At 31.0% G+C, this 4130-nt stretch carries 7 protein-coding genes; 2 read left to right on the plus strand and 5 right to left on the minus strand.

The window, feature by feature from the left end; all coding sequences use genetic code 11:
• Nucleotides 1–203: 203 nt before the first annotated feature.
• The 5 genes from HKP48_RS07880 to HKP48_RS07900 form a co-directional block, all read right to left on the minus strand.
• Entirely contained in the window at nt 204–404 is a 201-nt protein-coding gene (locus tag HKP48_RS07880) for a DUF6327 family protein (protein ID WP_296344584.1), read from the minus strand.
• Nucleotides 401–751: a hypothetical protein gene (locus HKP48_RS07885; protein WP_296344586.1), complete on the minus strand. Its 351-nt coding sequence runs from the start codon at nt 749–751 to the stop codon at nt 401–403. The genes HKP48_RS07880 and HKP48_RS07885 overlap by 4 nt, the downstream gene beginning before the upstream one ends.
• Before the next feature lie 5 nt (nt 752–756).
• Nucleotides 757–1092, minus strand: a complete 336-nt coding sequence (locus HKP48_RS07890) for a YtxH domain-containing protein (protein WP_296344588.1) — start codon at nt 1090–1092, stop codon at nt 757–759.
• A 104-nt stretch (nt 1093–1196) separates the two neighbouring features.
• Nucleotides 1197–2195: an AI-2E family transporter gene (locus tag HKP48_RS07895; RefSeq protein ID WP_296344591.1), complete on the minus strand. Its 999-nt coding sequence runs from the start codon at nt 2193–2195 to the stop codon at nt 1197–1199.
• 167 nt (nt 2196–2362) lie between these two features.
• Complete coding sequence (locus tag HKP48_RS07900; protein ID WP_296344593.1) at nt 2363–2749, minus strand: hypothetical protein; 387 nt, start codon at nt 2747–2749, stop codon at nt 2363–2365.
• Between the two features lie 180 nt (nt 2750–2929).
• Here HKP48_RS07900 and HKP48_RS07905 point away from each other — a divergent pair, with 180 nt between their 5' ends.
• The gene (locus tag HKP48_RS07905) at nt 2930–3322 is read left to right on the plus strand and encodes a hypothetical protein (RefSeq protein WP_296344595.1); all 393 of its coding nucleotides are present in this window, start codon (nt 2930–2932) and stop codon (nt 3320–3322) included.
• Between the two features lie 42 nt (nt 3323–3364).
• Nucleotides 3365–3859 (plus strand): hypothetical protein, encoded by a 495-nt coding sequence (locus HKP48_RS07910; RefSeq protein WP_296344597.1) that lies wholly within the window; start codon nt 3365–3367, stop codon nt 3857–3859.
• Nucleotides 3860–4130: the final 271 nt, after the last annotated feature.

The following is a 4130-nucleotide window of genomic DNA, read 5'->3' on the forward strand; positions in this document are numbered from 1 at the left end:
GTTTGTTGTTTTCAAAGTACATAAAATATTGATTATCAATATAATATACAAAAATTAATTCATAAAAACAACTGAAAACCAATGATTTAACCCCAAATATTAAACTTTTTTAGATGCGTTTGCCCTGGTGTTTACATGTATTCTTTTTTTTTTAAGGACACATGCCTGTTCACTATTAATCATTCCTTTGGGTGATAATATGTTTAGCATGCTCGTTTCATAAATACCGAAAGGTATTTTAAAAGCATAGCTCTAATTTCTTGAAGCATATTAATCGGATATAAACTATTTTTTGAGCTTATTAAATGTATTTTTAGATACTCTTTATCTATATCTCTTTTGAGCTTCATGATTTTAAGATGCTCATCTATTTCTTCGAATGAGTTGTATATATGTGGCTTCATGATTTATCAAAAAAGTTTTCTGAAAATTTTCTTATAATTGGTTTATTTATTTGTCTACGCAATGCATATACTATCAAAGTTGCTAGCACTATACATCCACCAACGATTAAAAACCCATAAAATGTATTATTTAATAAGACTCCTAATCCAAAGGAGGCTGCCATAGCTAAAATGAATAAGGCCAATAACACCAATGCACCTACCAATACGGTTTGTGCTACTGCTGTTACAAATAGCATTGCCATTTTAAAACTTTTTAAGTAGATATACGATTCGCTATTTTTTACGTAGGAATGTATGTCTTTATCAGCCTCCTTTAGGTTTTGTTTTAACTCGTCAAAAGCCATTATCTCTAATTTTTTTGAAGTTGAGCATTTTTCTTTTTAAGCTCTTCAAGTTTATGCTCTAGACCAGAAATAATATCTTCTGCCTTATAACTTAAACTAGAAATGGTATCATCTAGTTTTCTCTCAAAATCCTCCTTTTTTTTGTTTGCAGATTTAGTGAGTTCTTCTTTGGCATGTGATACGCGTTCTGCAATATCGTGACCTGTTTCTTCTAATTTGTTTTTAATGTTTTCTCGAGTGTTTTTACCCTTATCTGGTGCGAAAAGAATTCCTACTCCTGCTCCAATCGCTGCTCCTGCAGCTAATGCTACCAAAACGGTACCTGTACTACTTTGTTTCATGGCTTTTTGTTTTAAGATTTTATAGATATTTTATTACCCTAAATGTATGTGCTTTATTGAGCTTAGAAAATGATTTGAATCAGTTTACTACTGAAGTAACACTCTCATTTTTCTTTAAAAAAGAGACTTAAAAAATGATACTTTGAATCATCAAACTGCTCTAGAAACAGTGCTTCTTTTCTAGCAAGACCATCCTCCATGAGATAACTTATTGCTGTTAATTTGTCAAAACTTCTAAAAACTTCTTTAGAAATGGCTAAAATGGGTAAAGCTAATATCAGACCAGAAATACCCCAAATAATACCACCTAAAAAAAGACCAATAATGATAAATAAAGGATTGACCTTAATACTAGAACCCATAACGTTTGGCGAAATTAAATTGCCTTCAATTTGTTGTATTATAATATAAAGCACCACGACTGCCCAAGGTTGCCAAATTGTATCGCTTACCATAAGCATATAGGTAAATGGCAAAATACCGCCTATACTCGTACCTATATAAGGGATTATCTCAAGGAAGCCAGCAAGAAACCCCCAGAAAAAAGGATGTGGAACGCCAATAGCCCATAAGCCCAACCCAATTAAAGTTCCAAGGATAATTACCATAATCCCTTGTCCAATCATATAACGCTTGGTGAGTTTTTGAATCTGACTAAAAAGATGTTGTAATGCAGCTCTATGCTTAGGTTTTGATTGAGATATTAGAAAATTTTTGAAGGCTGTTCTGTACAACAACAAAAAATAGGTAATTACTATTATTAAAACAGCATTTGCTATAAAAGTTGTACCAGACTGAAAGCTTTCTTGTACAAACCCAAAGGATAAGTCGAGTATAGATTGAAAATTGGTAGAGAACCAATTTGATGATACTTCTTGGTCTAGACTAAAGTATTGGCTTAGCATGCTTAACAACTCATCTCCAATAGCAAATAACCTTTTTCTTATAGAAGGCAAGTCGGAAAATAAAGCTGTAGATTGATTAATAAAAAACAAAATTAAAGCCAATAAAGGCAATACAAACGTGAGGTAAGCGGCAAAAATAGAAACTATTCGGTTGCGCAATTTGTCTTGAAAAAAATCAACAATAGGTTTTAGCATCAAGGCAAAAAAAAACTAAAAATAATAGGCACAAGAATAACTTTGCCAACTATAATTAAATAAATAGTTAAAGCTGTTATGCTAAAGAAATAAAAAACGCTTGGTAAATTGATAGTGTATTTATTCATGCTCTGTAATTAAAAATATAAAAACATATTTAGACGAGTTGTTTACATATATTTTGATAAAAAACGGAAGAATTCCTTTTTAAGGTCTGCATAGATTTGCCGTTGAGTTTCCATTTTATTTCTAAATTCAAAATGCTTTTTAACAGTTTGAGTATCTAAAGCATCTTTTTTTGCTTTGCTCAAAGCAGCGATACGCGTCTCGTGTACTTGTATTGCTTCTTGCAATTCATCTATTCTTTTATCTTGTAAAATAAATTCGTTTTGGTAATGCTCTAAGTTGGCGAGAACCTCTTTATCAGTCCATCGTACAACCAATTCTTCTAATCGTTTGTTAAAAGATTTTAACTCATCTTCCCAAAACGAAAGTTCACGATTCCATTGCACATGTTCAAAATGTAAATCTGTATTAAATATGACTTGAGTCTCCATAGTACTGTAATTTTAGTTAGATATTTTATTTAAGGTATAGATAGCGTTCGTATTATAATTAACTAATACTTTACCCGAGTAAATTCAAAATTATTTGAAATAAGTAGTTTTTAAAATGACCTTGGTCATTTCTATTCTTTTATTTGTAGACTTACTTTGTTAGTCTTAAAACATAAAATCATGAGACTAAGACGTTTCTTTTATACAATTCTATTATTGTCCTCAATAGGTTTAGTACAAAGTTGTGGGACAGTAGTTATTTCTTCAAGACCCAATATGCCACCGCCGCCTTGGTTTTATCCTAATAGAGTCGAGGCTGTGAGGTATGTATATTTTCCTAACCACATGATTTACTATGATTTGTCCTTGCGCCATTATATCTATTTAAATAATAATGTTTGGGTAACGGCAAAAATACTACCACAGCGCTATAGAAATATTAATCTGAGTCGAAGCAGATTTGTACATATCAAAGGTTACAGAGGTGATGATATTTCTCGTTATCACAGAGAAAACAACACAAATCGCCGAAGGACAGGTAGACGAAGTAATACGAGAAATGGAAATGATTAGGGACTCGTAGTGGACTATTGTAGAATTATTAATTATTTTAAAATGAAAAAAATTTCAGTCTTACTCATAATTTTTGTGCTTCTAGGATGTAAGCGCCAAGATAAGGAAACCGAAGTACAAGAACTAGACCGTCATGAAATTGTAAAAGACCATACAGCTGTAAAACCAAAAGAGCATTGGGATGTGCATAAAGAATATGATGAGTTTGGAAATTTGGTCAAATACGATTCTATTTATTCTTGGTCATATTCAAATGTGAACGGAGATTCTATTCGTATTAATTTAGATAGTATTATGGACTCTTTCAGAATATACTTTGGAAATCAGTCACCTTATAAACTGAAAGAAGAATTCTTTTTCTTTCCTAAAAGTGACTCGCTCTTTATGAATGATTTCTTTGAGGACTATTATTTCTATAAAAACTGGCAAAAACAGTATTCTGAAATCGAAGTGATAATTAAAAAAATGGATTCTTCACGTAATAGGTTTATAAAAAAGTTTCATCCTGGGTTATTGGAGTCAAAAGAAAAAAATTAGCAGATAATTATATTATTCTTTTCAATGAGCTTTTTTCAAATTATAGAAAAATCAGCTAAAGTGACTTACGTCATTTTGCAGTATTATAGGCAATTATACATTGCAATTATACATTTATAACATTAATAATGCGAATCAATTAAAAAGGCTATATTCTATAATATGACTTAAATAAGTTGTATTTTAGTAAAAACGAAAGTCATGATACCACAAAATTTCACAGAATACTTCAAAAGCCTCGAATTATTTGAGCGACAGGAAATAGTAAATG

Source organism: Winogradskyella sp., from assembly GCF_013042245.1.
GTDB lineage: Bacteria > Bacteroidota > Bacteroidia > Flavobacteriales > Flavobacteriaceae > Winogradskyella.

Excerpts from the sequence above, each read along its gene's own strand:
- HKP48_RS07880 (WP_296344584.1), bottom strand. The coding sequence starts at position 404 with ATGAAGCCACATATATACAACTCATTCGAAGAAATAGATGAGCATCTT.
- HKP48_RS07885 (WP_296344586.1), bottom strand. The coding sequence starts at position 751 with ATGGCTTTTGACGAGTTAAAACAAAACCTAAAGGAGGCTGATAAAGAC.
- HKP48_RS07890 (WP_296344588.1), bottom strand. The coding sequence starts at position 1,092 with ATGAAACAAAGTAGTACAGGTACCGTTTTGGTAGCATTAGCTGCAGGA.
- HKP48_RS07900 (WP_296344593.1), bottom strand. The coding sequence starts at position 2,749 with ATGGAGACTCAAGTCATATTTAATACAGATTTACATTTTGAACATGTG.
- HKP48_RS07905 (WP_296344595.1), top strand. The coding sequence starts at position 2,930 with ATGAGACTAAGACGTTTCTTTTATACAATTCTATTATTGTCCTCAATA.
- HKP48_RS07910 (WP_296344597.1), top strand. The coding sequence starts at position 3,365 with ATGAAAAAAATTTCAGTCTTACTCATAATTTTTGTGCTTCTAGGATGT.